Raw genomic sequence first — 25857 nt, 5'->3', positions numbered from 1 at the left:
TAACCTCCTATACAATATATCTGTATCCTCAACGCCATACACAAACCTTATCCATTATTGTGTATGCAGTTCTTTTCTCTCTCATAAAATCCACTTAATACACACTATACACAAAGAAAACCATACTCCATTTTAGGATACCCAAAGTAAACCACGTCATATTTCTCAAAATTCTCCACTTCCCCGGAGATAGCAGGACGGGCGTCGCTCGCCTGCTCTTCCTGTGCGATTTCCAGGAGGGCATTGTAATCCTCCGTATAGGGCTCTGCCGGAACAATCTCAAAAAGATCGGCTCCCGTCTGCGCCTGGATCTCCTTTGCCACGGATTCCGTGTTTCCCGACCAGGAGAAATAGACGATCAGCGCATTGGCGCCGTCCGCCGGTGCTTCCGCCTGGGAGGCGTTTTCAGACGGCGCTGGCTCCACCGTCTCGGCTTCCGTTTCCGCCTGGCTGCTGCCTGTCTCCTGATTCTGGGCCTGAACGGCCGCGGCGCTCTCCTTCTGACAGCCGGAAAGCCCCAGCACCATAAATGCGGCCAAGACAGCCGTCATGATTTTTCTTCTCATATCCCATTCTCCTTTCCTGCTTCATGATTTCTTTTTTGTTTTTTCCTCGCTGGCCTTCCGGATCTGATACCGAAGGTAATCCAGACGGTCAAGCTGCTTCTGTTTAAAATGGATCTCATCCAGCGTGCTGTCCCGGTGGCGCCGGAGCATTTCCAACCGCTCCTCCTCCGTATCGCTCCCCTCCAAAAGAAGCCGCATATAGCTTTCCGTCTCCTCGTTGGAAAAACCGACATCGTGCAGAGTCAAAATCATACTCAGTCGCTTTATGTCTTCGTCATCGTACTGCCATGCCCCCATGACCTTTTTTACCACACCGCACAGCCCCCACCGCTCATACTCCCGGAGAACCTCCAGGGGGATGCTGTAACGCTCGCTTGCCTCATAAATTGTCATTTTCTCACCTGGCCTTCCATGAATGCTGTTTTCCTGCTGCATAAAAGAAAGGTGCTCCGTCCTGGAACACCTTTATTGTAACGTGCTTGATTTCATATGTCTAATACTTACATTTTATCTTCAGAAATGCCCTTCAGGCATTGGGATGCAAAATCCAGGAAAGCAGCAGTCGCCGGCGAAAAAACCGAGTCTTTTTTCCAGACAAGGGCCGTCCTGGATTCGACGGCAGGGAAAAGCGGAATGAAACGGAGCCCTTCGTAGCAGCAGTTTAATTGGATGCAGAGCACGGCTCCCATACCATTTTCCACCAGCATGGCCTCATTGTAAAGCAGGTTCCCCGATGCCGCAATCTCCATCTTCTCAAACAGTCCGCCGAACCATCCGGAGAGCTCGCCCTGAAAATCCCTCGAAGCCGTTACTAACGGAATCCCCAGGAGATCCTCGGGCCGTATCTGCTCCTTCTCCGCCAGACTGGAGTCCTCCCTCACCAGAATGCCCCACCGCTCCTTCACCGGCATGGGCAGAAATTCATATTTGCGGATATCCACCGGCTCTCCCATCACCCCGAGATCCAGAAGCCCCCGCTCGATAGAATCCCTGATATTATCGGCATTTCCGCTGTAAATCTGATATTTCACGAGAGGATGCTTTTTCTGGAATTCCACCATGATCCTGGCAAACTCCCTCGTGCTCCGGAATTCACCGCTTCCGATCATGATTTCCCCGGCCAGGCCGGCTTCCTTGTGCAGAAACTCCCGTCTCGTCTTATCTGCCAGGGAAAGAAGTTCCTGAGCGCGGCGCTTTAAAAGCAGGCCGTCCTCTGTCAGTATAATGCTGTGGTTCCCGCGGATGAACAGCCTCACTCCCAGCTCCTCCTCCAGCTGCATCATCTGTCTGGAAAGGGTCGGCTGCGTCAAATGCAGCATCTGGGCTGCCTTTGTGATGTTTTCCTCTCTGGCAACCGCCAGGAAATATTTTAAGACCCGAAGTTCCATAGGCGCCTCCTTTTGTTCTGCTTAAGCCCGTTGGGCTTGTGTACCAAAAAAGACGGGAAAAAGCTTCCGCTCTCTGCCCGTCTTCCTTTATCTTTTGTATCAGATGGAACATGCTGTGCCGGTTCCGATACCCGGCAGCCGGTGTTCTAGTTGGCGATTGGAAGAATCTGGTTGCGCTCCAGGGCTTTGATAATCGTCTCCTGAGCATCCTTCAGCAGGCGGATTTCCCTTTCCTGTCTGCTCTCCCTGCCGATGATCTCCAGCCTGAGATCCACAAATTCGTGGCTCATCTGCTTGATCTTCGCATCCACCGCGTACATCTGGTCTTTCATCTTTCGCATTTCTCTTTCCATCCTGTTGAAGCCTTTTTTCAGGTCGTCCACATCCTTGCGGAGAAACTTCTGTCCGTCCTTCAGGTTCTGGACTTCGCTCCTCATGATTCGAATGTGAGCCGCCATGTTCCGGACTTCGCCCGTCACGTTCTCGACTTTGTCCTTCATCGTCCGAACCTCACCCGTCACGCTCTGGACTTCCTTCCTGGCATCCCTGACTTCGGCTTCCAACGGCTGGATCGCCGTCTTCATGATAGAAGAAATCATCTCAATATCTTTCGTATCCAACATGAGCATTCCTCCTTTCATGGAAAATTATACCGAATTTTGTCGGTTGTGTCAACAGAAATCATGCCTCCCATTCGGAGTCTAAAAAGCCCTCTCCGTACACCTCTCTCGCCTCAGAAACGATCACAAACGCATCACCGTCCACCTCATAAATGATCTTCTTTGCCATGTAAAACTGCTTCCTGTCCACGACGCAGATTAACATCTCCCCCTCCAGCTTCGAGTAGGCACCGCGGCTTTTTAAAAAGGTACAGCCGCGCCCCAAAGCATGCATCAGCCGGTCGGCAATCACGCTGCTTTCCGGCGAGATCACCATCACCATGGTACTCTTGTTCATGCCGTAAAGGATCAGGTCGATCACATACGTGCTGACGACCATGTTAATCATGCCGTAAAGGCCGGATTCCATGTTCCCGAACACAGCCATAGAGGCCGCGATGATGACAAGGTCCGTCGCCATCACGGCATTCCCGGTACGCATGTGGGGCCTGAATTTCTGGAGAAGCTTGGCCGCAATATCGCCTCCGCCGGTCGTAGAGCCCCGCATGAACACAAGCGCCAGACTGGCCCCCACCAGCACGCCGCCGAACAGGCAGGAGACCATTTTATCGCCTGTATAGACGGGAATATACGGCGTGACGATAAAGTCCAGGATTACCGTCAGGATTGCAACCGTCTTTAATGTCTTGACCGTACGCATCTTTCCGAGAAAAAGCCAGGATGCGATCAAAAGCGGGATATTGACCAAAAAGGTCAGGGTACCAATCGGAAGACCTGTGAACCGGTTTGCCAGAATCGCAATACCCGTGGCGCCGCCCGGCGCAATGTCAATGCTGTCGATAAAACAATGGAGCCCGACGGCCTGGAGAAATCCTCCGGCCACATCATACAGGAAATCGAGCCACAGCTCCTTCGCCCTTCCCTTCACACCGCCCATAATTACCCTTCCTTTCTCCGGCGCCAGCGGCTGCCGGCTTGCCCGCGACGTCATACCGGGCAGAAAAAGGCGCCCAGGATCCTGCCTTGGGCATGCCGGCCGGCATACCGTACCTGCGGCAGAATCTTGAACGCCTTTTACTCTCCCACCCGGTGATGGGAGCAGGCATTTCTTTAGTTTTTCTTCGCGTCCACGTACCTCTTAATATTGGATGCATTCACGAATTTTTCAATTTTTCCGTCTTTAATGAGAACCAGCGTCGGCGCCTGCATGATCCCGTACTCATTGGAAAGCTCCGGGTTTTCCTCAGCGTCGATGGCCTCATACTCTTCATCCTTCAAAAATTCCTTTGCAATTTTGCAGTTCGGGCATGTCTTCGTCGTAAACAGGAAGGCCCTGCTGCCCTCAAAGACCGTCTTATTTCCCTTTGCGGCCTCTTCCTTCTGCTCCATTTTTGCCTCGCGCACCTTTTCTCTGGCCTCGCGGATAGCGTCCGAAATCTTCACAGACGCCTCCGGATTCCGCTTCAGTACGGAATGGCCCACATCATAGAGCCTGCGGTCCTTGTATTCCTGCGTCTTTCCATCGTTCCAGTTCTGAACCGGACGGTAGTAGCCTGTGATCCGGCTGTACACCTCTGCCTTCTCGCCGCAGACCGGGCAGGTGAAATGCTCGCCGGTCAGATAGCCGTGCTCCTTGCAGATGGAGTAGGTGGGAGACAGCGTATAATACGGAAGCTTGTAGTTTTCCGCAATAGTACGCACCAGCTTGGCCGCCGCCTTCCAGTCCGGAAGCTTTTCGCCCAGGAACGCATGGAACACGGTTCCCGACGTATAGAGAGTCTGAAGCTCGTCCTGAATGTCCAGGGCGTCAAATACGTCTGCCGTGTAGCCAACCGGGAGATGGGAGCTGTTGGTATAGTAGGGCGTTCCGTCTTTTTCACAGCCTGCCGTGATGATGTCCGGGTACTTCGCCTTGTCATGCTTTGCAAGACGGTAGGTGGTGGACTCGGCCGGCGTCGCCTCCAGGTTGTAGAGATCGCCGTACTCCTCCTGATAGATGATCAGGCGATCCCTCATGTGGTTTAACACATCCTTCGTGAACTTCTGCGCCTCGGGGCTCACCAGATCCTTCCGGATCCATTTTGCGTTGAGGCAGGCCTCGTTCATGCCGATGAGGCCGATGGTGGAGAAGTGGTTTGCGAAGGTGCCCAGGTACCGCTTCGTGTACGGGTACAGCCCGCCGTCCAAAAGCTTTGTGATGACCTCGCGCTTGATCTTTAAGGAACGTGCCGCCACATCCATCATATGATCGAGGCGGTCGTAGAAGTCTTCCTCATCCTTTGCCAGATAAGCAATCCGCGGGATATTGATCGTGACGACGCCCACAGAGCCGGTGCTCTCACCGGAACCGAAGAAGCCGCCGGTCTTCTTTCTTAGTTCACGAAGATCCAGGCGAAGGCGGCAGCACATGCTGCGGACATCGCTGGGCTTCATGTCGCTGTTGATGTAGTTGGAAAAATAAGGCGTCCCGTATTTGGAAGTCATCTCAAACAGGAGCCGGTTGTTCTCCGTGTCGGACCAGTCAAAATCTTCGGTAATCGAATACGTCGGGATCGGGTACTGGAAGCCGCGGCCGTTGGCATCGCCCTCCACCATCGTCTCGATAAACGCCTTGTTGATCATGTCCATCTCTTTTTTGCAGTCGCCGTAGGTGAAGTCCATTTCCTTCCCGCCTACGATGGCCGGCATGTTTGCCATGTCATCCGGCACCGTCCAGTCCAGGGTGATGTTGGAAAACGGTGCCTGCGTCCCCCAGCGGCTCGGCGTGTTGACGCCGTAAATGAAGGATTCGATGCATTTTTTCACTGCCGGGTAATCCAGGCTGTCCGCCTTTACAAACGGGGCAAGGTAGGTGTCGAAGGAAGAAAAGGCCTGGGCACCTGCCCACTCGTTCTGCATGATTCCTAAAAAGTTTACCATCTGGTTGCAGAGGACGGAAAGATGCTTGGCCGGGGACGAAGTAATCTTTCCCGGGATTCCGCCGAGCCCCTCCTGGATTAACTGCTTTAAGGACCAGCCGGCGCAGTAGCCGGTCAGCATGGATAAGTCATGAAGATGGATGTCGCCGCTTCTGTGAGCCTCGGCGATTTCCTGGTCATAAATTTCCGACAGCCAGTAATTGGCCGTGATGGCGCCGGAATTGCTTAAAATCAGGCCGCCCACCGAATATGTGACCGTGGAATTCTCCTTGACACGCCAGTCTTCCACCTTCACATAGCCGTTCACCACATCCTTGTAGTCCAGGATGGTGTTTTTCATGTTGCGGATCCGCTCCCGCTGTTTTCTATATAAAATGTAGGCCTTTGCCACATCGGTATAGCCGGACTCCTCCAGCACATGCTCCGCGCTGTCCTGGATCTGCTCCACGGAAATCTTTCCATCTTCCATCTTTCCCTGGAAATCTGCCGTTACCCGCAGGGAAAGAAGCCCGAGAATTTCGTCGGTGTACTCTTTTTTTGTGGCCTTGAAGGCCTTTTTGATGGCTTCCGTGATCTTTGATAAATTAAATTCCGCGACCTCACCGTCACGTTTTATGACCTGGATCATGACTCTACCCCTTTCTGTTTCTCCAATGTATGTCGGTAAGACTCATTATAGCAGAGTCCAATTAAAAACACAATATCTATGTCATCCTTTTTCCAGGAAACTAGATATTGTGTTATTATATCCCTTAAAATCCCAGTTATGCATCAATACTTTGGGGTTTTCGGGTAATCATTTATACAACTCGCCAAATAGCTCCGCTGGCACATAAGCCTTCACATGGATCCCGTCTTCCCCGTATTCCTCAGAAAGAAGAAGGCCCTTTGCACGGATTTTCTGGATGCGCCCGGCCTCGCTGTACGGGAAAACCTTCTCCAGGTAAACACGGCGGTTTTTTAAGATCGTTTCAAAAGTTTCAAGAAGCTCCGGGATCCCCTCGCCTGTTTTCGCCGAAATCCTCACGCGGTAGTCAGCCTTCATGTCGCGGCAGGAGACATCGGCCCCCTCCCGGTCGATCTTATTAAACACGGTGACGATTTCCTTGTCCTTCACATCAAGCTGGCGCAGCGTCTCGTAGACGGTATGCATCTGCATGTCCATCTGCGGGTTGGAGCAGTCCACCACGTGCAGGATCACGTCGCAGTATTTCGCCTCCTCAAGCGTACTCTTAAACGCCTCGATCAGGTGATGGGGGAGCTTTCTTATAAAGCCGACCGTGTCGGTCAGAAGGACATTCTCCCCGTCGGGCAGGACAAAGGTTCTGGTGGTCGGATCCAGGGTGGCAAAGAGCTTGTCCTCCGCCAGAATCCCTGCTCCCGTGAGCCTGTTTAACAGCGTGGATTTTCCGGCGTTGGTGTAGCCCACGATGGCCGCCGTCAGGACGCCGCTCCCCTCTCTCTTTTTCCTCGCCACCTCCCTGTGGCGCTTCACATCCTCCAGCTCTGCCTTTAGCTGGCCGATCCGCCCGTGGATCAGACGGCGGTCCATCTCAAGCTTTTTCTCACCGGGGCCTCTCGTGCCGATGCCGCCGCCGAGCCTAGAAAGGGAGGCACGAAGCCCCACGAGCCTGGCCGCCCGGTACCGAAGCTGGGCTAACTCCACCTGGATTTTCCCTTCCCGCGTCCTGGCCCTGGCCGCAAAAATGTCCAGGATAACCATGGTGCGGTCCATGACCTTCGTCTCCAGGATGTCCTCCAGATTTTTAAGCTGTGCCGGCGAAAGCTCGTCGTCGCAGATGATGCCGGTGGCCTGGCGCTCCCAGATCATCTCCTTAAGCTCCTCTAGCTTCCCTTTCCCCAGGTATGTCCCCGGATGGATGTTCTCCCGGTTCTGGATCACCGTCCCCACGGTCACGGCCCCCGCCGTGGAAGCCAGCTCCTCCAACTCTTTTAAGGATACGCGCGCTCCGTCCCCGTCTCCGGTCTCAACGGCGGCGAGGATCACCCGCTCCTCCTCTTCCTTCATTTCAAAAAGTTCTGCCATACGGACTCCTTTTTCTATCTTGTCTTTAAGAACGCGATCTCATGGCTCACAGCCTCGCTGCTCCCGAATTCCCTTTCATAGGCCAGGAACAGTTCCAGCGCCGTTTCATACTCACCGAGATATTCCTGGCAGACGGCTTCGCAGAACTTCAGTTCTTTTCTTGCCGGCTCTCCGTCCGCAAGAAGAAGCCCTGCCTCAATGCTCTCCATGGCCCGCTCATATTCCTCTGCTTCCATAGCGGCGCAGGCCATCCGCACGTAATCGGAAGCCGACGCCCGGCCCGATAAAGAAAGCTCCGAGAAGACAGCGTCGGCCTGACCCGTTTCTCCCATGGCGAACCATGCCTTATAGAGGCCAGCCATGGCTTCGGCATACCCCGCGGCCGTGCCTTCTTCATCAAGCTCCCCTGCCGTCCGGATTTCCTCTGCTGCGGCATAGGGATCGCCGCCCTCTGCCAGGCAGAGTCCGCGGAAATAATGGTATTCCGGCACGTTCTCATCCTCGCCGATCAGAATCCCGTAGGTGTGGGCGGCTGCCGCAAAGTCCTTTAACAGAAATTCTGCCTCCGCCCGGTATTTTAATACATCGGTTTCAAATTCCCCGATTTTTTTGCTCTCCGCCACGGCCTCGTCAAACTTCTCCACGGCGCCCGCAAAATCGCCGGACTCCATGGCCAAAATCCCGTCCTCCCGCAGGGCAAGCTGCTCCTTTGACGTCCTCTGACAGCCGGAAAGGAGAAGTATGGCCCCAGCCGCAAGGAGAAAACGCCTGATCCTGTTTTTCATGGTTTCCTCCGCTATTTCGTCGTGCTGCCGAAGCCGCCGTTTCTCACATCCGTCACGTCGTCGTCCACGGTAATGCCGTATTCCACGAAGATTCCCTGGGCAAAGCCTGTGCCGGCCGCCACCTCCATGATCTTCCCCTCCCGGCTGTCGTTGGTAATCTTCGCCTGGATATGGCCCTCGTTGTCGGAACCGTAATAGTCACTGTCGATGATGCCCACCGTATTGTTAAACTGCATCCGGAATTTAAAGCCGAGTCCGCTTCTCGGATACAGCTTTAAGACCCATCCCTCGTCCATCCTTGCACGGATGCCGGTGAGGATTTTTGTCCCCTCTCCCGGTTTCAGAGTAAAGCCTTCCGGCGCGAAAAAGTCATAGCCGGCCGAGCCGGACGTGGCGCGGCGCGGGAGCCTGATGGATTCATAGATTTTCTCAATCTCTGCTTCCGGTCTTTGGGGATCCTGATCTCTCCAGTCCTTTTTAAACTGTTCCAGGCTTACTTTTTCAAATTTTGCGATTCTCTGCATGATATTCTCCTTCGTCTTCTGGCTTACAAAACGCCCATGGCGCCGTATCTAACACTATAACAAGCGATAGCAATTATTGCAACTGGAAATGGAGAAGAAATTTTCCGCTTCCGCGTCTACAAAATCTCCCGCAGCCGGTCGAGGAAGCTGTGTTCCCCAAAGGTGTTGACTTTCCAGAGCATCCCCTGGCTGCCGCCGGCTGAGACAGCCGACAAAAAGACGTCGCCGCCATTCTGGAACAGCGTCACCGACAGGCTCAGCCTGTTCCCTCCCATGAAGCTGTACCGTTCGAAAACGCGGACGCTGCATCTGGCCTCCCCGTCCGAAAAGTCGCTGGCCGCCTCCAGGGTCGCGGTCATGCTGCCATTCAAAATCCCGTTTTCAATCCGGGTCAAAAGCTCATCAAAATTTTCTGAAAGCTGCCTCTCAAGCTTTGCCATAGACATCTCCTCTCAAATTCTCCGGCAGGTATCATTTTCCGCGGCGGGCGCAGAAACCGGCATGCGCAGGTATAATGCCTGCTACGCGGTCATTATACCATGTCCGCTCCGCGGCCATGGTGCCTCCGGCGGAACTTAGCGCCTGGATTTCTGCGGCGGGCGCAGAAACCAGAATGCGCAGGTATAATGCCCGCTTTGCGGTCATTATACCATGCCCACATCCAAAAAGCCATATGCGGGAGGCGAATCCTGCATATGGCTTTTTTGTCTCTTCTTCAATTAGACCGTGCGCGTATAAAGTCCCGTGTGCTTCGTATTCACAGCCTCACAGATACGCTTAAGCCCCTCCAGGAGCGTGGCCTTCGGGCACGCCAGGTTCAGGCGGATGAAGCAGTCGGAATTCTGCACGAACATGTTGCCGCCCTCCAACAGGACGCCGGCCTCATAGGCGAAAAATAACGGCAGGCTCTCTTCCGGCTTAAAATACTCCTTAAGATCCACCCACGCCAGGTAAGTTGCCTCGGAGACCCGGTATTTGGCCTTTGGCAGATGCTCCTTTAAATACTCGCCTGTCACCCGGAAATTTTCATCCAGGTAGGCCTTAAGCTCCTTAAGCCACTGCCCGCCCTTTTCATAGGCAGCCTGGGCCGCGGCGATACTTAACGGATTGTCGAAATTGTAATGCCTGGAAAGCCATGTCTTCCTGAGTTCTTCGTCCCGGATCATGACGTTGGAAATCATGAGTCCGGCCATGTTGAAGGTCTTGCTCGGCGCCATGCAGGTAATCAGCCTTCCATACTCCGGCATCACCTTTCCCATGGGAATATGCGTCTTCCCCGTCCGCAGCAGGTCACAGTGAATCTCATCGGAGATGACCCAGAGCCCGTGCCGCTCCGCGATTTCCGCCATTTTTTTCAGTTCCTCTTCTGTCCAGACGCGCCCGCTGGGATTGTGGGGATTGCAGAGAATGAAAAGCGTCGTCTTTTCATCGGCCGCCTTTTTCTCAAAATCCTCGAAATCAATCGTATAATACCCGTCCTCGTTCTTTAAATCGCAGCAGACATAATCCCTCTTATTAAAGTCGGCCGCATATTTAAAGTAGGCATAGGACGGCGTCAGAAACAGCACCTTTTCATCCGGCGCGCAGATATACTCCACCAGTTCATAAAGCGCCGGGATGATGCCGTTTGACATTACAAGCTCCTTCTTCTCAAAGCTCCAGCCGTACCGCTCCCTGCACCAGCCGGAAAACGCCTCATAGTAGCTGTCCTCAAACACCCTCGTGTAGCCGAAAATCCGCCTGGAAAGCCGTTCTTTGATCCCGTCTATGACGACGTCCGGCGTCGCAAACTCCATGTCTGCCACCCACATTCGGATGAATTCCTCATCCTTATAGGGGAACGTCATGGTCTCGTCCGCATGGAAAATGTAGTCACGGAAGCCGTCCGTGTTCATGGCATTTGTATGCCGCCTGTCGATGATCTCATCAAAATTATACATGCTGTTTTCCTCCTTCGTCCTGCGTTTCCCCTATTTTACCAGCTTCTTTCCCTCCAGGTCAAAGGAGCTTCTGTTTCGCCACAGTGGAAAAATTTTCAAATTTGCCTCATCTGAGTTGATTTCCTGCCGGAAAAAAGGTAAAATTCTTCCATAATCCCAAAAAAAGATTCGCCTTTCGTCTCTTTTTGTATTTATAAGAAACTTCCAGGAGGGAGGAACGCCATGAGTGAAATCAGCACAGAGGTGGGAAAACGGATCCGCACATTCCGGAAGATGCGGCACATGACATTGGAGGAACTGGCAGCCGCCGTCTGCAAAAGCAAATCCACCGTCTCCAAATACGAAAAAGGGGAAATCGCCGTCGATATTGAGACGCTGTATGAGCTGGCGGCTGCCCTCCATGTCCGGGCGGAACAGCTTCTCCTTTTCCGGCCGGAACCAGACGAAGGCGCTTCCGGCGGAAGCTGCCCGGCCTTTTCCAGGGCATTACCAGGTTTTACTCCTATATTTACGACGGCAGGACAGGCCGCCTTCTCCGCTGCGCCTTCGACGTCATGGCCGGGACAGACGGCGGGCGCCAGAATGTCCTCCTGTACATGAATTTTTCCGACTATGACAGCTATCAGGACTGTGAAAACACCTACCTGGGCCATATGGAACATTTCGATGCCGTCACCAACTTAGACCTTATCAACCAGAACATGCCCATGGAACGGGCCAGCATCCAGATTCTGGCCTCCAGCCTGGACTCTGCCACCAAGTGGGGCCTGTGGAACGGCCTTTCTTCCCGCCCCATGATGCCCATCGCCATGAAAATGCTGTTTTCCAGGACGCCCTTAAAAGAGGACGAAGCGCTCTTGAAACAGCTTAAGGTCTCCAAAGAGGATATCCGTTTTCTAAAGCTTTACAATATGCTGGCAGTGACGTAAAACAGCCACCCGAAGGAAACACTTCTCCTTCGGACGGCTGTCCGTTTTAGCTCTCATGAAGCACAACGCTCCCGCTCTCAAGCGTCTTTTTCACATCAATGACCCGCTGGTTTGCGCTCCCCTTCCAGTGAAGCGTGGAATCCTTTAATTCCTCCACGAACGGCCCGTCCACGACGACGGTAAGGAGCGGAAGGAACGGAAGGTCTGAAATTTCCTCCCAGGTATAGCCCGTGTAGAGCCAGATGGTCTTTTCCGGGAACTTTTCCCTGATTTCCCTTACAAGCGCCCCGATCTCCTCCCGGTTCTTTGGATGGAGTGGATCGCCGCCGCTTAAAGTCACGCCGGAAATGTACGGCTTTTCAAGCTCCAAAAAAAGCTCCTCCTTTGCCGCTTCATCGAAGGGCAGGCCGCCGCAGATGTCCCAGGTGATCGGATTATGGCAGCCCTTGCAGCCATGGCTGCATCCGGCCACCCAGAGGACAGCCCGCAGGCCGTCCCCGTTTAACATGTCGTCTTTCGTGATATTATGGTAACGCATTTTACGCTCCTTACATGCTCTTTCTCTCAGCGATCTCGGCCATCTTGGCATCGTTGAGCCTCGTATCGCCCTTCACGCGGGAATAGCTTAAATATCCGTTCATACGGTCGATCTTCGTCAGGTTTTTGCTTCCGCAGACCGGGCAGACGTCCATGTTGAGCTCCTCGTGGCCGCAGTTGTCGCAGTAAGATAAGGACAGGTTCACACCTTCATAAAAGCCCATCTTCATGGCGCGGCGCACCAGAGACTTGATCGCTTCTTTATTGTAATCAATGGGATACTTCACATACTGGATTTTCCCGCCGTTGGACAGCTCCCAGAACCGGTATTCCAGATCCTGCTTCTCAATGGGCGTGATATCCTCGGTCACATGGCAGTGGAAGCCGTTGCTCACATACTCCCTGTCCGACACGTTTTCCACAATCCCGTATTTCTTGCGGAACTGCTTTACCTGGAGGCCGCAGAGGTTCTCCGCCGGCGTCGCATAGATGGCGTAAAGGTTCCCGTCGGCCTTCTTAAACTCATTGACCTTGTCGTTGATATGGCGCAGCACCTCTAAGGCAAACTGGCCGTCCTCCACCAGAGACTTGCCGTTATAAAGCTCCTGAAGCTCGTTGAAAGCCGTAATGCCGAAGGACGCCGTGGCCGTCTTAAGGAGCGGCTTGATCTTATCATGAAGGCCGAGATGGCCGCCGTAGAAGCCGCCCTCACAGTAGGCAAGCGGATTCGTGGACGCCTTCATCTCGCCCAGGTACGCATACGTCCGGATATGGATTTTCCGGATCAGCTCCAGATAGTAGTCGAGAACCTCGTAGAAGTCCCGGCTCTCCTGCCTTGCCTTCGCAAGGATCATCGGCAGGTGCAGGCTCACGACGCCGATGTTGAAGCGTCCCACAAACACCGGCTCGTCGTTCTCATCGGCCGGCTCCATGCCGCCGCGGACGTACCACGGGGACAAAAAGGCACGGCAGCCCATGGGGCTTATAATCTTCCCATATTTTTTATACATGCTGGCAATATAGCCCTCGCCCGTCAAAGAAAGCCAGTCCGGATACATGGTCTTGGATGAACAGTCGATGCCCGCCTCAAACACGTCTTCCAGCTCACCGCCCGGCCCGTGAAGCTTCTCGTCATAGAGGAACACCAGCTTCGGGAACAGCACCGGCTTTTTATGGCCTTCCTTTCCCTGCCCCTTTTTCCTCACGTTTAACATGGTGATGGTCGCCATCTTCGCAAAGCGGCTCGTCCCGGTGCCGGCCGTCATGGTAATAAACGGATAGTCGCCGCGGCTGGAAGAAACGGAGTTGAACTTATACTCCCATCCCTGGAAGCCCTGCTCCATCTCCCGCTCCACGTCGTGCCATGCCACGTCCTTCGCCTGCTCCTCGGAGAGGCCGAGCCCCATATATTTGTCGATGTATTTCGCGTAGGATTTTTCCGCATAGGGTGCCAGGATGTTCTCGACGCTCGGCACCGTGAAGCCGCCGTACTGCTGGCTGGCGGCGCTCAGCACGATATCGCCGATGACGTCAAAGGCCACGTCCAGGGTCTTCGGCTCGTTGTACCAGAGATTTCCCATCTCGAAGCCGCCGGTTAAAACCGTGTTTACGTCAAACAGGCAGCAGTTCATGGTATCGCGCCTTGCCGACATGTCGTGGATATAGAGGTATCCGTCGCGGCAGGCCTGAAGCTCCTCGACGGTCATGAAAAACTTCTGGTACAGGGATTTATTCAGTTCATTGAAAATCAGGCTCCGCTTCGTGGACACCAGCGCGCTGTCGGTGTTGCTGTTCTCCTTGTCGCCGATGTACATGATGGACTGGCTCTTTTTATAGACCTCATCGAGCATCTGGACGAAATCCTGCTTGTAGTTCCGATAGTCCCGGTAGCTCTTTGCCACCTGGGGATTGACCCGCTCAAGGGCCCCCTCAACGATGTTGTGCATCTGGGCGATGGGGATCTCCAGTACATCCATCTCCTCTGCCTTCTCCTCGACAAACTGGCAGATAAAATTCGTCTCTGCTTTGGAAAATGTAATCATGGCCCGGTTGGCCGATTTATTGACTGCAACGACGACCTTCTGGACGTTAAAATCTTCCCTGGTGCCGTCTTTTTTAATCACCTTGATGTCTTCACATTTCATACCGTCTCTGCTCCTTCTCCTGCCGGTGCGGCCCCTGCATCTTCTGCCGCGTTCCCGGTGCTTCTGTTCTCCATTTCCGTTTCCGACGCTGCGGCGGCCTCGTCCTCCGCCATGAAACGTCCTTCTTCATCCAGTTTCAGGTTCAGCTCTTCTTCTACTTCGGTGCGGATTTCCTCCCGCTTTTCAAGATCCATTTCCGGCAGATCCTCTGTGGAACCGACGCCGAACCGACGCAAAAACTCCTCCGTCGTCGCAAAAAGCGCAGGCCGGCCCGGCGCGTCCAGCCTTCCGGCCTCGTAAACCAGGTCATATTCGATCAGGCGGTTCACCGCGTGATCCGACTTCACGCCGCGGATTTTCTCAATATCTGCCTTCGTCACCGGCTGCTTGTAGGCGATGATCGCAAGGGTTTCCAGCACCACATCCGTCAAAACCTGCTTTTTCGGCGCGGCAGCCACACGGATCAGGTTTCCGTAATATTCCGCCCGCGTCCCCATCTGGTAGCTGTCCCCGAGCCGCAGGATCTGCATGCCGCTTTTCTCCTTGTCATACCGCTCCTTAAGCCGTTCCGCAGCAGTCTCCGCTTCCTTTTCGCCGGTCTCAAGCGCAGCCGCAAGCTGCCTGATCTCCACGGACTGCCCCATGGCAAACAGCACGGCCTCCACGGCAGATTCCTGTTTCTTTAAAATTTCTGCATCCATCAGATTTCCTCCACGTCCACGGAAATTTCTTCCTCCTCGCCCTCCGGCTCCAGCGTCTCAATCTGCATGTCCTCAAAGGGCGCATCCTGGGTCAGGCGGATTTTCCCGATTTTCATAAGCTCCAAAAGGGCCAGGAAGGTGACAACCACCTCGATGCGCCCGGCCTGGCGCTCTAACATGCCGCGGAAGCTGAACTTGCGGTGCTTCCTGGCATAGCCCATGACCGAGGAAATCTTCTCTTCCAGGCTCACCGGCTCCTTTTTGATGGTTCCGAAGGAGCTGCGAACCGGGTCGATCTTATCCCGCTGCCGCTTCATGACCGAATCAAAAACCTGCTTAAGCTTCACGAGCGTCAGCCCGTCAAGGAGCTTGTCGAGATCCACCGGCTCCTCATACTGCTTTACCTCGCCGGGAATCGTCGGCGCCTTATAAAAAACCTTTTCTGCGTCCAGCTCCATGTCCTTTAATTCCATGGACATGTACTTATACGTCTTGTATTCCAGAAGGCGCGCCACCAGCTCTGCCCTCGGGTCTTCCTCCTCGCCGTCCTCGTTTACTTCCTTTGGAAGCAGCATCTTCGCCTTAATATCAAGGAGCGTCGCCGCCATCACGAGAAATTCGCTGACAACGTCTAAGGACTCCTCCTCCATATGGCTCACATACTCCAGATACTGATCGGTAATCTCTGCGATTGGGATGTCATAAATGCTGACCTTATTCTTTTCAATCAGATGGAGAAGCAGGTCCAAAGGCCCCTCAAAAGTCTCCAGCTTATACGAAAGTTCCATAGCCGTACCTCGTCCAAAGGCAGTTTTTATTTCATGCAGGTATAATCCCGTTTTCCGGGCTTGTGCAATCGCGTCGGGGAAAGTCCCCGCCTCGATGCGCGCACACGCACATTCCGCACTGTCGTGCTCCATGTTCTTGCGCCCGGCAAATGGCGTTTCATGCGAGCATAACGCCGTTTTCCGGGCTTGTGCAGCAAAAAAGAGGCCGCGGCCTCTTTCCTGCATCCGCTGCTAAAGTATAGCAGACTTTTTTTCTTCTGTAAATAGATAAAACAAAATATAGATTATTTTCTAAGCTTCACCACTACAACTTGTGGTTTATTCCACAGGCGCACATTGACAGAATGGGTGCCTAGACCGCGGCTCACAATCATCTGTCTTCCGTCCCTCTCAAACTGCCCGGCGCACCAGGGATAGAAAAACTGGTACTGGGGCGTCATGACGCCGCCCACCACGGGCAGGCGGATGGTGCCGCCGTGAAAATGGCCGGAAAGGGACAAATCTGCGCCCCATGCGGCGTACTCCTTAAAAAACATCGGCGAATGAGCCAGAAGGATGGAAAATTTCCCGGGGTCCGGCTTTCCAAGCTGCCGCTCTAAAAAGCCCCCCGCCATCCTTGGGTACCCCGGCCGGTACAGGGGCTTCGGAAGCGCCAGACCGTAAATCTCCGCTTCGTTTCCAAAAGAAATGTGCGCGTCGGAAAGCCAGATAACGCCAAGGCGCCTTACTTCCTCCCTGTACCGTTCATAGAGATCCCCGTAGGTCTCCCGCTCCCATTTCATCCGGCTTTCATGGTTTCCCTCCCCGTAATAAACCGGGGCGATCTGCGAAAGCTCCTTAAGAAGCCTTAACGGGACAGCCACATCGGCTCCGCCTTTGCTTATCATCATGTCTCCGCCGATTAAGACGGCATCCGGCTCTGCCCTGCGGACTGCCTGCAAAAGCCGGCGGTTTTCCTCTCCGAATTCCTTATTGTGAAGATCCGACAGAAACACAAAGGTTTTTTCCGGCCCGGAAAGCTTTTCCGAACGGATAAAAAACGTCTCGGCGGAAAGCTGGTTTTTTTCGTATTCTGAACGGAGCAGGCAGGCTCCGGCCGCCAGTGCCGTTCCTGCCGCAAATCCCTGGAAAATACTCAAGTCCCGTTCCTCCTGCCTATTCCTTCGTAAGCTCTGCCAGGCCTTTCTGTACAAGGACGCCCATGAGCCCGGAATAATCCTTGTATTCCGGATGCTTCTTTAAAATGCCGTCCAGCATTTTCTGGAACTCGCCGCTTACCATCACGGTACAGCCCACGGCCTTTTCTCCTGTCTTTCTGTTTTCATATAAATTCTGCATAACCTGAAATGCTGCGCTCATAATCTGTCTCCTTTTTCCTTAGCTTTGCTGGACCCAGACACCGTCTGCGCCCACATAATACTGGCCGTCAATCACGGCATTTTTCACCATGGCCCCGTCGCTTCCCAGATAAAACCATTTATCCTGATCCTGCCGCCAGCCGTTTACGGCCATGGCGCCGCTTGTCTCCAGATAATACCAGGCGCCATTTAAATTCTGCCAGCCGGTCAGCATGTTCCCGGACACATCGAATACATAATCGTTCCCGTCGATGGTATAGCGGCCGTTCTTAAGCCTTGTCCCGTCGGCAAGCTCAAAATGCCAGACAGCGCCGTCCTGGATCCAGCGGTGATAGCCGGTTCCCGTCACAAGGGCGCCTGCCGCATTTAAGGCATAGCCGTAGTCGAGGACAGCCTTGGTATCGGTATAATGGCTGCTGCTCGCCTTCATGACAACGGCAATCAGCCGCACGCCGTCCTTTTCCACGCACGTCACAAGCGTATTGCCTGCAAGAGAAGTATATCCCGTCTTCCCGCCGACGATTCCGGCATAATAGCGGGAGTCGTTCGGATACAGCATCTTGTGCCCCGGCGTCAGCGTCCTGGTCTGGCTCACCTTTTTCGTGGCCGGGAACGTGTAGCTCATCGTAGAACTGATCTCGCAGAGCGTCTGATTTTCAAAGGCCGCCTTGGCAATCTTTGCCATGTCGCGGCAGGTGGTGTAATGGTTCGGATTGTTGAGCCCGTTGGGGTTCACAAAGTTGGTATTGGTGCAGCCAAGCGCCTTCGCTTTCGCATTCATCAGCTCCGCAAATTTTTCAACGCTCCCCGATACATGCTCGGCAAGGCCGTTGGCCACCTCGTTGGCAGATTTTAAAAGCAGGCCGTAGAGGCAGTCCTTCACGGAAATCTGGTCGCCTGCCGCAACCTTTAATGTGACGGCGCCGGATTCCAGATTCGTGACGGCACCCTCAGAGAAGGTCACGGTTCCGTCGAGGCTGCTGTTTTCCAGTACCAAAAGAGCCGTCATCAGCTTCGTGATGCTGGCGGGGTACAGCTTTTCATCGGCATTTTTCTCATATATCACGCGGTCATGGGTCGCGTCATAGAGAATGGCCGCCTCGGCCGCTACCACCGGCTCTGCGATCTGGGTCACGGCTGCGTTCTGGGATGTGCCTGCCGCCTGCTGTGCCGTGGTGCTGTATGTGCCCATGGAAACAAGGCCGGTTGTTCCCGGCTGATTCGTCCCCGTATTTCCGGCCTGGCCTGTCCCCGGCTGGGTTCCGGTATTTCCAGGCTCTGCGGTCTGGTAGCCCGGCTCTGTGTTCTGGTAGCCCGGCTCTAAGAGCGTTCCGCCAGTCTGGCCGGAATTCCCTGTCTGAAGGCCGCCGGCTCCCGGCTGATTCATTCCCGCGTTCCCGGTCTGGCCGGTTCCCGTCTGCGTCCCGGAATTTCCAGGTTCACCAGGCGCCTCTAACGATACGTCAGGCTGGCCGGACGTGCCGGTCTGAAGGCCTGTGTTCGTCTGGAGGCTGCCGGCTCCGGTCTGGCCGGTTCCTGTCTGTATTCCGGTATTCCCTGGCTGGCCGGTTCCCGTCTGCGTTCCTGCGCTTCCCGGCTCGCCTTGCAACGCCGTACTGTTCTGGCTGTCCCCTTCATTTCCCGGGCCGCCCTGGGAAAACTCCGTGACAGCGCCCTGGATCCCATAGACCCCCTCCCGGGCCGTACCCTGGCTTAATGGGGTAATATATGCAGCCTGGGCCGTCTGTGCAAACAGCAGGGACAAGCCGAGGCCAAAGGTTAGGATTCTTTTGTTTTTCATATTTCCTGTCTCCGTTTTTGATCTGGTGGTCTGCGGCACGGACGTTCCCGGCCGCCGCGTTCTGTACTGCCCATTTTACCACAAATCGCCATAAAAAGTTTTTACTTTTTTATGACAATTTTTCTCTATTCTTCCAGCATCGCCAAAATATCTTCCCGTGTCAGCGTCCCAAGGGAAACCATCCCCTCCGTGACAACCGTATCGGCCAGATGTTTTTTCTGCTCCTGAAGCTTTAAAATATTTTCCTCAACCGTATGCTTGGTAATAAGCTTAAACACCGTCACCTGCTTTTCCTGGCCGATCCGGTGGGCCCGGTCGGTGGCCTGGTTCTGGGCGGCGGCGTTCCACCACGGGTCGTAGTGGATCACGATATCGGCAGCCGCCAGATTAAGCCCCGTCCCGCCGGCCTTTAAAGAAATCAGAAAGACCTTCACGTCATCCTTCTGGAACGAAGCGGCAAGCTGCATCCGCTCTCTTTTAGGTGTCGCGCCCGTCAGCATGTAATAGGGGATTTTCTCCTTTTTTAACTGCTTTGCAATGATTTCCAGCATGGACGTAAACTGGGAAAACAAAAGGATTTTATGCCCGGCCGCCGTGCCGTTTTCCAGTAGCTCCATGCACGTCTTAAGCTTTGCCGAGCCGCTCCGATATCCCGAATAACAGAGCGACGGCTCACAGCAGATCTGCCTAAGCCGCATGAGCTCGGCAAGGATTTCCATCCGTTCTTCGGAAAAGCCCTTTCCGTCCTCCGCCGCCAGCCGCTCCTTTAGCCGCGCCGCGTTGGCCGCATAAAGCCGTTTCTGCTCGCCTTCCATGGCCGAGTAAAGCACCGTCTCCAGCTTGTCCGGCAGCTCCTTTAACACATCCTTTTTTAACCGTCTGAGCAAGAACGGCCCCGTCATGCGGCGAAGCTGATTTAGAGCCTCCTCATCGCCGTCCCGCACAATCGGCGTCTCAAACCTCTTTTTAAAGGCCGATGCCGTAAACAGGAAGCCAGGCATCAAAAAGTCAAAGATACTCCACAATTCGCCCAGATGGTTTTCCATGGGCGTGCCGGTCAGGGCGAACCTGGTGCGGGCGTCAACGAGCTTCACGGCCTTCGCCGCCTGGGTCGACGCATTTTTTATATACTGCGCTTCATCGACAATCTGGAAGCGGAAGGAAAGCTCTTTATACAGCAAAATGTCCCGCTTTAAAAGCTCAAACGACGTAATAAGCACATCGGCGCCGCTTTCCGCAAGCCCCGAAAAGAGCTGCTCCCGCTCCGCCTGCGTTCCGGCCATCACCACAGCCTTTAAAGACGGGGCGAACACGGAAATCTCATTCTCCCAGTTATACACCAGGGACGACGGGCAGACGATTAACGACAGCGCATGCTTCTTTACCCTCTCTTTTTCATCCAGAAGAAGGGCGATGACCTGGATCGTCTTCCCAAGTCCCATCTCATCGGCCAGGATTCCGCCGAAGCCGTAAAAATCCAGTGTCCGCATCCAGCGAAAGCCCACCTTCTGATACTCCCTCAAGGTTCCGGAAAGTCCTGCGGGAACCTCAAAATCGCTGTCCTCCACATCCTTCATCCCGCGCACAATTGCCTTAAAAAGCTGGTCCCGATAACAGGCGATGCTCTTATCCTCTTTTAACAGCGCATCGAGAAAGACAGCCCTGTATCTGGGGATCCGCAGAGGCCCGTCCTTTTCCAGGTCTTTTTCCAGATCCAGGCTCTTCGCCAGCTTCGCAATCGTCAAAAGCCCGCCGTCCCCCAGAGTCAGGAAGTCGCCGTTTTTCATCCGGTAAAATTTCTTTTTCTTCCCGTATTCCTTTAAAACCTCGGAAAGTTCTTCCCTGGAAAGCCCGCCGGCATCCACCTCCAGCTCGAGCCATCCCTCTGCTGCCGTGGCCCTTACGGAGACGTTAGCAGGCGGCAGAAGGCGCACCTTCTTAAATTCCTCTGAGACATACACGTTCCCAAGCTCCTGAAACGCCGCCATCCCTTCGGAAAGCAGCCGCCAGACGGCCTCGTCGTCGTCCCGGATCAAAAGCTTTCCCGTGCCGTCTTCAGCGTAGCGGAAATACTTCGTAATCACCTGGCTTACGCGGAACTCGCCGGGCACGTCGCGGCAGACATCCCGCGGCACGTTTTCATCTTCCATCGGGTGAAAGGAAAAATCCCCGTAGGAAAGCTCCGGCGTCATGGAAATCTCCCCTGGCCCCGCGCTGTCAAAATAGAAGCCGGCCTTAAGCTCCTCCGGCCGGTAGGAATCCAGGTCGACGCCGTCAGCGCGGATCAGCTTTAAAACCTCTAACCGCTTTAACACCCGCTCATAAAAAAGCGGCATGTCCCGGTCGTTCACTAGCACCTCATGGTCGGAATCCGGCCCCATCACCATGTTTTCCATGAACACGGAAAGCGCCTCCGTGTACTCCTCATCACAGCGGCAGATGTCCGTCTCGCCGGCGAGGAACAGCCGGTGCTCTCCCATGAACGCCATCAGATTTTTATCCACGGAAACACGGACGCCGTCGCGCCCCTCCCGTCTTACGAGAATCTCCAATGACGGCCGTCCCTCGCGCACCGTTAAAAGGCGCGCCCTCTTTTTATAGTCCTCGCATTCGAGCGTCTGCCCGATGGTGAGGCCGAAAAACCGCTCGATTCCGGCTTTCCCAAGGGTCAGTTCCTTCATATTCGGCTCTGTTTCCAGGGCGCTGCGCCGCAGCTCCTTAAAATGCTCCCGGTAAATCCCAGAGGCCTCCATGACAAACAGAACCATCGGCCGGCATTCCGGCAGGAAGGACTGGAGACTGTGGTAAAAGGAAAGGCCTTTTCCATAGTCCACCGTCCGCTCAAACTCCACTGCCTGAGAAAATGTCACCAGATCCTTGACCTCATAAAGCTTCTGGATGCCCACAAAAAAGCGGACACGGATCCGCTCCCTGCCAAAAAAGAGTCGGGGAACAAGGCGCACTCTGCCCTCTTCCCCGGCTCCTGTAATCCGGCCCACGGCCCGGTTCGTGTATTCTCTTATCATAAAGCGGACCCTCTGGGACGTGGAGACCGGCCTTAAGCCGCCGCTTTCCCTGCTCTTTAAGTACGCCTCAAGAACCGCCTGCCCGTGTGGGCACATGGCGATCCCATTTTCTCCCGGCGTGCAGGAGACGGAACAGAAGCCGGCCGGCTGGCCGTTTTTTCCCATGCGGGAACAAGAGTAGTCGAACACGCGGCTGCCCTTATAAAGGATACGGACGCGATAGGTTTCTTCCCCATCCGCGGCCGTGCCTCTGATTTCCGTTTCCCCTTTCCAAAAGGTGTCCCACGAAAGTCCGCTTACCTGCATGAATTCCTCCGTTTACATGCGCTCCGGAGCTTCAAAGCCCAGAAGGTCGATGCTGGTGCATAAAACATCCTTCGTCAGCGTCACAAGCCCGATGTAGCCGTCCCGCTTCTCTTCCTTTTCCTCCGAAAGGATCTTCGTCTCATGGTAGAAATGGTTGAGCGCATTGGAAAGCTCGTAAATATAGGCGCAGATCTTATGGGGCGCCAGCTCCTCAAAGCTTGTCTCCATAACCTCGCTGAACCGTCCGAGCACGAGCATTAAGGTCTTTTCCGGCTCTCCCTCCGGCGCAAGGATCGCAACGTCCGTCTTCGCCCCAAAGGTGCTCTCATACTTTTTCAGGATGGATTTGATCCTGGCGATGGTGTATAAAATGTACGGCCCGGTGTTCCCCTCAAAGGAGGTGAACCGGTCGATGTCAAACACATAATCCTTGGTGGCCTGGTTGGAAAGGTCGCCGTATTTTAACGCCGCAAGGCCGACGATCTTTGCCGTGTCCTTGGCCTCATCCTCGGAAACCGTGCGGTTTTCCATGATTCTCGCGTACGCCGCATCGCTGATCTGGGCGATCAGGTCTTCCAGACGCATGACGCCGCCCTCTCTCGTCTTAAAGGGCTTTCCGTCCTTGCCGTTCATGGTGCCGAAGCCGACAAAATCCATGCGGCAGTCCGGGCGCACGATGCCGGCCTTTTTCGCCACGCGGAACACCTGGGTGAAGTGGAGATCCTGGCGCTTGTCCACCACGTAAATGTAGTGATCCGGCTTAAAATCCTTTTCCCGCTCCACGATGGTCGCCAGATCCGAGGTGGCATAGAGGGCCGCACCGTCGGATTTGCGGATGATGCAGGGCGGAAGCTCCTTGGAATCCGTCTCCTCGGCGATGTCCACCACGAGGGCCCCCTGGCTCTCGTATGCCAGGCCTTTCTCAATCAGGCTGTCGATCATGTCCGGAATGTACGGCTGCGCGTCGCTCTCGCCTTTCCAGAGATCAAACTCCACGTTGAGGTTCGCATAATTCTTTTTTAAATCCGCCAGCGATACGTTCATGATATGGCGCCAGATGGCACGGTAAGGCGCATAGCCGCTCTGGAGCTTAAAAGTCGCCTCCTGGGCGCGGGCCTTGAACGCCTCGTCCACCTTGGACTTCGCGCTGGCCGCCGGATAAATTTCCTCCAGCTCGGAAATCGTAAAAGGCGCCTCGGACGGATACTCACCGGAATAGCTCTCGTCAAAATACGGAAGCTCCGGCTGGCGCTCCTTTAATTCCTCGATAATCAAGCCCATCTGAAGGCCCCAGTCGCCGAGATGGACGTCACCGATGACCTTATGGCCCACGAAACGGCCCATCCGCTTGATGGCCTCGCCGATGACAGCCGCCCTGAGATGTCCCACATGGAGGGGCTTTGCCACGTTGGCCCCGCCGTAATCCACAATTACGGTCTTCGGCTCTTTCACCTCGTCAAGGCCCAGCTTTTCTCCTGTCCGCATGCCGTTCATGTAATCGGAAAGGAAGGCGCCGGAAAGCTTCAGATTGATAAAGCCCGGCATCACCGCCGTCACTTCCTCGAAATAACGGCTCTCCTTTAACCGCTCCACCACATCGTTTGCGATGTCGATGGGCTTCTTTTTATAGGCCTTGGCCGCAGCCATGGCCCCGTTGCACTGGTACTCGCAGAGATCCGGCCGGTTGGACAGCGTCACCTTCGCATAGCCGGCGTCATAGCCGCCCTCCGTGAAGGCGGCCTGCATCTCGTTTGTGATAATATCCAATAATTTTTCCATTCGTTTCCGTTCTCCTTGGGGTATATTCGTCCTCATTCGCTTCATTATAGCGCATCCGCTGGAAAAAATCCAGCGGATAATGGCTTACTTTCATTTTCCGTCCCCTCCCATGAGCTCCGTCATCTCTTCGATCCGCTCCAACGGGAACGGCGGCAGGGACAGCGGCCGCATGGCAATGGACATTAGCTTCATGGGGTTGTCGTCGGCCGCCACACGGTTGGAGTGGAAAACACCGCACTGCTTACAGCGGTGGATGATGGCCCATTCGCCGTTTTTCCTGACCCAGACGGCCACCGGCTCCATTAAGCCGCCGCAGTCCGATTCCCTGTCACCTGGCTCATTGTCCACATGCATGCTGTGAAGGCAGTTGGGACAGTGGTTCCTGTGATCGCTCCCGGCGCCTGCGGATACCACCAGGCGGCCGCAGTTTCGGCAGAAGAAGCTGTCTGTGCACGGATGATTTTTATAGTAGCCTTTTTCATATTTTCTTTTCTTATTTTCCCGATTCATGTTTTTACCTCTTGATTTTTTGTTTTTGTGTCGTTTTTCATCAGGACAATAAAAAAAGACAACTTTTCCATGGAAAGTCATCCTGTCTGTGTTATGCGCTGTTTCAAATACAAAAAGCTCCCGGCGCCGGACATCCGTTCCCGGCACCCAAAGAGCAGGCCACAATAAAAAAGAAGCGGCCGGCACAGCAATACATAAATAAGCACAACAAAAAAACCATCCATTTGCATGAAAGGAATATCCAACTTTATTGTCCTGTTATTTACGTACTGCCGGCATGAGCCACCTCCTTTCCCGTTTATTTCCGCCGCATCTTTTAAAGATGCATGGCAAATTCAATTTCATGCCTTAACGGGATATTGTTATCACCGATGGCAGGCACTGTGGGCTTTAATTTCCTGACATAATCCATGGAGTTCCGATAGAGCATTTCCATATCGAAACCGATTTTCTGATAAAAGGCGATTGCACCGATGTTGTCATTGGTTGTCACCACGGTAATCGTATCGGCCCCCTTTTCTCTCGCCGCTTTTATCACTTCCTGCACCAGACGGGTTCCGATCCCGCACTGCTGTTTTGCCGTATGCAGCAGGGTGATTTCACAGATGTTATTTTTCATCCTGTATGTGACGACGGCCTCCACGCTTTGCCCGTCAAGGATGCAGAACCCATCTTCTTCTGAGATATCGACCTGCTCTCCTTTTATGACCATCATAATATCATGCCAGTTTTCTTTGATAAACGGAATCAGAAGCTTCCTGTTTTCCTCCGTAATGCATTCTATTTTCACCCGGAACATCTGCCTCCTTTTTCCGTCTTTCTGCCAGGGCCATCGAGATTTGTAAATATTATAATTGCTCCCAGCAAAAAATTATGCTATACTTCCCATATGGGAAACCAGAGAGCCAAAGGGCGGCTTACCCTCCTGTTTTCGGAGGGGCAACCCTCCAGACCAAAACGGAAAGGAGGGCGCTGTCGATGAATCTTACATATCCTGACTTAATTCAGTTTTGTACGTTCATTGTAGCCCTCGTGGGATTGTGTTACACAATCTTTCGAGAGAAAAAATAGCCGCCACTACTCCCAATAGTGACGGCCAGCCGTTTTACAACGGCATAGTGTAGTCATCAACAAGGGTAGGCCGCCTCTCTGGCTTTCCCTTCTGTTATCACTATACCACATCCGCTCAA

The 25857-nt window shown here is 54.1% G+C and carries 22 protein-coding genes and 1 pseudogene; 1 reads left to right on the top strand and 22 read right to left on the bottom strand.

Going from position 1 to position 25857, the window contains the following annotated elements:
* Positions 1–104: 104 nt before the first annotated feature.
* The 11 genes from KE531_13730 to KE531_13680 form a co-directional block, all read right to left on the bottom strand.
* A complete protein-coding gene (locus tag KE531_13730; protein MBR9954650.1) occupies positions 105–566 on the bottom strand; it encodes a hypothetical protein in 462 nt (153 codons plus the stop codon).
* A gap of 21 nt (positions 567–587) precedes the next feature.
* Entirely contained in the window at positions 588–959 is a 372-nt protein-coding gene (locus KE531_13725) for a MerR family transcriptional regulator (protein MBR9954649.1), read from the bottom strand.
* Between the two features lie 107 nt (positions 960–1066).
* Complete coding sequence (locus tag KE531_13720; protein ID MBR9954648.1) at positions 1067–1954, bottom strand: LysR family transcriptional regulator; 888 nt, start codon at positions 1952–1954, stop codon at positions 1067–1069.
* Between the two features lie 146 nt (positions 1955–2100).
* Complete coding sequence (locus tag KE531_13715) at positions 2101–2577, bottom strand: hypothetical protein (protein ID MBR9954647.1); 477 nt, start codon at positions 2575–2577, stop codon at positions 2101–2103.
* A gap of 58 nt (positions 2578–2635) precedes the next feature.
* On the bottom strand, positions 2636–3511 hold the full coding sequence (locus tag KE531_13710) for a YitT family protein (GenBank protein MBR9954646.1): 876 nt from the start codon (positions 3509–3511) through the stop codon (positions 2636–2638).
* A gap of 173 nt (positions 3512–3684) precedes the next feature.
* Positions 3685–6120, bottom strand: a complete 2436-nt coding sequence (locus KE531_13705; GenBank protein MBR9954645.1) for a ribonucleoside triphosphate reductase — start codon at positions 6118–6120, stop codon at positions 3685–3687.
* A 168-nt stretch (positions 6121–6288) separates the two neighbouring features.
* Entirely contained in the window at positions 6289–7539 is a 1251-nt protein-coding gene (gene hflX, locus KE531_13700; GenBank protein ID MBR9954644.1) for a GTPase HflX, read from the bottom strand.
* Between the two features lie 14 nt (positions 7540–7553).
* A complete protein-coding gene (locus KE531_13695) occupies positions 7554–8324 on the bottom strand; it encodes a tetratricopeptide repeat protein (protein MBR9954643.1) in 771 nt (256 codons plus the stop codon).
* Between the two features lie 11 nt (positions 8325–8335).
* Complete coding sequence (locus tag KE531_13690; protein ID MBR9954642.1) at positions 8336–8848, bottom strand: deoxyuridine 5'-triphosphate nucleotidohydrolase; 513 nt, start codon at positions 8846–8848, stop codon at positions 8336–8338.
* A gap of 116 nt (positions 8849–8964) precedes the next feature.
* Positions 8965–9288 (bottom strand): hypothetical protein, encoded by a 324-nt coding sequence (locus KE531_13685; GenBank protein MBR9954641.1) that lies wholly within the window; start codon positions 9286–9288, stop codon positions 8965–8967.
* Between the two features lie 279 nt (positions 9289–9567).
* The gene (locus KE531_13680) at positions 9568–10788 is read right to left on the bottom strand and encodes a pyridoxal phosphate-dependent aminotransferase (protein MBR9954640.1); all 1221 of its coding nucleotides are present in this window, start codon (positions 10786–10788) and stop codon (positions 9568–9570) included.
* 222 nt (positions 10789–11010) lie between these two features.
* Here KE531_13680 and KE531_13675 point away from each other — a divergent pair.
* Positions 11011–11717: pseudogene (locus KE531_13675) on the top strand (helix-turn-helix transcriptional regulator).
* Positions 11718–11763: 46 nt separating this feature from the next.
* On the opposite strand, the gene nrdG reads toward KE531_13675, so the two are convergent.
* From nrdG to KE531_13620, 11 genes are all read right to left on the bottom strand, one after another.
* Positions 11764–12255: an anaerobic ribonucleoside-triphosphate reductase activating protein gene (gene nrdG, locus KE531_13670; GenBank protein MBR9954639.1), complete on the bottom strand. Its 492-nt coding sequence runs from the start codon at positions 12253–12255 to the stop codon at positions 11764–11766.
* A gap of 10 nt (positions 12256–12265) precedes the next feature.
* Positions 12266–14398, bottom strand: coding sequence for an anaerobic ribonucleoside-triphosphate reductase (gene nrdD / locus KE531_13665; protein ID MBR9954638.1), 2133 nt, complete (start codon positions 14396–14398; stop codon positions 12266–12268).
* A complete protein-coding gene (gene scpB / locus KE531_13660) occupies positions 14395–15099 on the bottom strand; it encodes an SMC-Scp complex subunit ScpB (GenBank protein ID MBR9954637.1) in 705 nt (234 codons plus the stop codon). The genes nrdD and scpB overlap by 4 nt, the downstream gene beginning before the upstream one ends.
* A complete protein-coding gene (locus tag KE531_13655) occupies positions 15099–15887 on the bottom strand; it encodes a segregation/condensation protein A (GenBank protein ID MBR9954636.1) in 789 nt (262 codons plus the stop codon). Before KE531_13655 ends, scpB begins: the two co-directional genes overlap by 1 nt.
* A 284-nt stretch (positions 15888–16171) precedes the next feature.
* Positions 16172–17026, bottom strand: coding sequence for a metallophosphoesterase (locus KE531_13650; GenBank protein MBR9954635.1), 855 nt, complete (start codon positions 17024–17026; stop codon positions 16172–16174).
* Between the two features lie 16 nt (positions 17027–17042).
* The gene (locus KE531_13645; GenBank protein ID MBR9954634.1) at positions 17043–17246 is read right to left on the bottom strand and encodes a hypothetical protein; all 204 of its coding nucleotides are present in this window, start codon (positions 17244–17246) and stop codon (positions 17043–17045) included.
* Between the two features lie 18 nt (positions 17247–17264).
* Positions 17265–18632, bottom strand: a complete 1368-nt coding sequence (locus tag KE531_13640; GenBank protein MBR9954633.1) for a serine hydrolase — start codon at positions 18630–18632, stop codon at positions 17265–17267.
* A 539-nt stretch (positions 18633–19171) separates the two neighbouring features.
* On the bottom strand, positions 19172–22378 hold the full coding sequence (locus KE531_13635; protein ID MBR9954632.1) for a DEAD/DEAH box helicase: 3207 nt from the start codon (positions 22376–22378) through the stop codon (positions 19172–19174).
* Positions 22379–22390: 12 nt separating this feature from the next.
* A complete protein-coding gene (gene argS, locus KE531_13630) occupies positions 22391–24157 on the bottom strand; it encodes an arginine--tRNA ligase (protein ID MBR9954631.1) in 1767 nt (588 codons plus the stop codon).
* A gap of 90 nt (positions 24158–24247) precedes the next feature.
* Positions 24248–24667: an RNHCP domain-containing protein gene (locus KE531_13625; protein MBR9954630.1), complete on the bottom strand. Its 420-nt coding sequence runs from the start codon at positions 24665–24667 to the stop codon at positions 24248–24250.
* A 316-nt stretch (positions 24668–24983) separates the two neighbouring features.
* Entirely contained in the window at positions 24984–25457 is a 474-nt protein-coding gene (locus tag KE531_13620) for a GNAT family N-acetyltransferase (protein ID MBR9954629.1), read from the bottom strand.
* Positions 25458–25857: the final 400 nt, after the last annotated feature.

This window comes from Eubacteriaceae bacterium Marseille-Q4139 (genome assembly GCA_018223415.1).
GTDB lineage: Bacteria > Bacillota > Clostridia > Lachnospirales > Lachnospiraceae > CABSIM01.
The sequence above is the reverse complement of the archived record's forward strand: the minus strand, read 5'-3'. Positions and strand labels throughout refer to the sequence as shown.

Excerpts from the sequence above, each read along its gene's own strand:
- KE531_13730 (MBR9954650.1), bottom strand. The coding sequence starts at position 566 with ATGAGAAGAAAAATCATGACGGCTGTCTTGGCCGCATTTATGGTGCTG.
- KE531_13725 (MBR9954649.1), bottom strand. The coding sequence starts at position 959 with ATGACAATTTATGAGGCAAGCGAGCGTTACAGCATCCCCCTGGAGGTT.
- KE531_13720 (MBR9954648.1), bottom strand. The coding sequence starts at position 1,954 with ATGGAACTTCGGGTCTTAAAATATTTCCTGGCGGTTGCCAGAGAGGAA.
- KE531_13715 (MBR9954647.1), bottom strand. The coding sequence starts at position 2,577 with ATGTTGGATACGAAAGATATTGAGATGATTTCTTCTATCATGAAGACG.
- KE531_13710 (MBR9954646.1), bottom strand. The coding sequence starts at position 3,511 with ATGGGCGGTGTGAAGGGAAGGGCGAAGGAGCTGTGGCTCGATTTCCTG.
- KE531_13705 (MBR9954645.1), bottom strand. The coding sequence starts at position 6,120 with ATGATCCAGGTCATAAAACGTGACGGTGAGGTCGCGGAATTTAATTTA.
- hflX (MBR9954644.1), bottom strand. The coding sequence starts at position 7,539 with ATGGCAGAACTTTTTGAAATGAAGGAAGAGGAGGAGCGGGTGATCCTC.
- KE531_13695 (MBR9954643.1), bottom strand. The coding sequence starts at position 8,324 with ATGAAAAACAGGATCAGGCGTTTTCTCCTTGCGGCTGGGGCCATACTT.
- KE531_13690 (MBR9954642.1), bottom strand. The coding sequence starts at position 8,848 with ATGCAGAGAATCGCAAAATTTGAAAAAGTAAGCCTGGAACAGTTTAAA.
- KE531_13685 (MBR9954641.1), bottom strand. The coding sequence starts at position 9,288 with ATGGCAAAGCTTGAGAGGCAGCTTTCAGAAAATTTTGATGAGCTTTTG.
- KE531_13680 (MBR9954640.1), bottom strand. The coding sequence starts at position 10,788 with ATGTATAATTTTGATGAGATCATCGACAGGCGGCATACAAATGCCATG.
- nrdG (MBR9954639.1), bottom strand. The coding sequence starts at position 12,255 with ATGCGTTACCATAATATCACGAAAGACGACATGTTAAACGGGGACGGC.
- nrdD (MBR9954638.1), bottom strand. The coding sequence starts at position 14,398 with ATGAAATGTGAAGACATCAAGGTGATTAAAAAAGACGGCACCAGGGAA.
- scpB (MBR9954637.1), bottom strand. The coding sequence starts at position 15,099 with ATGGATGCAGAAATTTTAAAGAAACAGGAATCTGCCGTGGAGGCCGTG.
- KE531_13655 (MBR9954636.1), bottom strand. The coding sequence starts at position 15,887 with ATGGAACTTTCGTATAAGCTGGAGACTTTTGAGGGGCCTTTGGACCTG.
- KE531_13645 (MBR9954634.1), bottom strand. The coding sequence starts at position 17,246 with ATGAGCGCAGCATTTCAGGTTATGCAGAATTTATATGAAAACAGAAAG.
- KE531_13640 (MBR9954633.1), bottom strand. The coding sequence starts at position 18,632 with ATGAATCAGCCGGGAGCCGGCGGCCTTCAGACAGGGAATTCCGGCCAG.
- KE531_13635 (MBR9954632.1), bottom strand. The coding sequence starts at position 22,378 with ATGCAGGTAAGCGGACTTTCGTGGGACACCTTTTGGAAAGGGGAAACG.
- argS (MBR9954631.1), bottom strand. The coding sequence starts at position 24,157 with ATGGAAAAATTATTGGATATTATCACAAACGAGATGCAGGCCGCCTTC.
- KE531_13625 (MBR9954630.1), bottom strand. The coding sequence starts at position 24,667 with ATGAATCGGGAAAATAAGAAAAGAAAATATGAAAAAGGCTACTATAAA.